Annotated in this window: 2 protein-coding genes; both read left to right on the plus strand. The window is 51.6% G+C overall.

Annotation, left to right across the window (positions count from 1 at the left end):
• Positions 1-83: 83 nt before the first annotated feature.
• Entirely contained in the window at positions 84-404 is a 321-nt protein-coding gene (gene tnpA / locus TAMC210_RS13190; RefSeq protein WP_173299279.1) for an IS66 family insertion sequence element accessory protein TnpA, read from the plus strand.
• Positions 398-589 (plus strand): IS66 family insertion sequence element accessory protein TnpB, encoded by a 192-nt coding sequence (tnpB, locus tag TAMC210_RS13195; RefSeq protein ID WP_173299280.1) that lies wholly within the window; start codon positions 398-400, stop codon positions 587-589. Before tnpA ends, tnpB begins: the two co-directional genes overlap by 7 nt.
• The last annotated feature ends 85 nt before the right edge of the window (positions 590-674 follow it).

The following is a 674-nucleotide window of genomic DNA, read 5'->3' on the forward strand; positions in this document are numbered from 1 at the left end:
GTCAAATACAACCCACCTTGGCACAGTGCTCGAGTTTAAGGGATAATCTTCCTCAGAAAACGAACTGAGGAGGATTTCCCCTTATGACCAGAGCCGAATTACAAAAACTATGGGAAGCTCGCATAGCTGAATACAGGGAAAGCGGGCAAAGCGTTAAAGAATGGTGCGCCTCCCATGAGGGTATTAGCCCCAGGCAGTTATGGTACTGGCTGCGGAAGTTTAAGAACCAGACCCCAGCTCCTCCGGAGAATTCCAACCGGTGGCTGCCAGTAGAAATAAGCGAGGAAGGTTCCCGAGAACAGGCTCTATTGGTCAAAATAGGACCGGCCAGCATCGAGGTAAGACCCGGCTTTGACCCAACCTTACTCACCCAGGTAGTACAGGTGCTGATGGCGTTATGCTAAACGAAGTGGGTATCGACCGGGTTTACCTCGCCTGCGGCGCCACAGACTTGCGCAAGTCCATCGACGGCCTGGCGGTGCTGGTCAAGGAAGGCTTCGAGCTGGACCCCTTCTCTTCCTGCCTCTTTGTCTTCTGCAACCGTAAGGTAAGCGTCAAATACAACCCACCTTGCGGGTTACGGCAGTAAGCATAAAAGAAACCCCTACCTAATCACCTAAGGTAGGGGCTAAAGCAAACCTAATTATTCATCCGGCAAATAGGGGGCAAAGTTT

Origin of the sequence: Thermanaeromonas sp. C210 (genome assembly GCF_013167955.1) — a bacterium.
In the GTDB taxonomy this organism is placed as follows: Bacteria; Bacillota; DSM-521; order Neomoorellales; family Neomoorellaceae; genus UBA12545.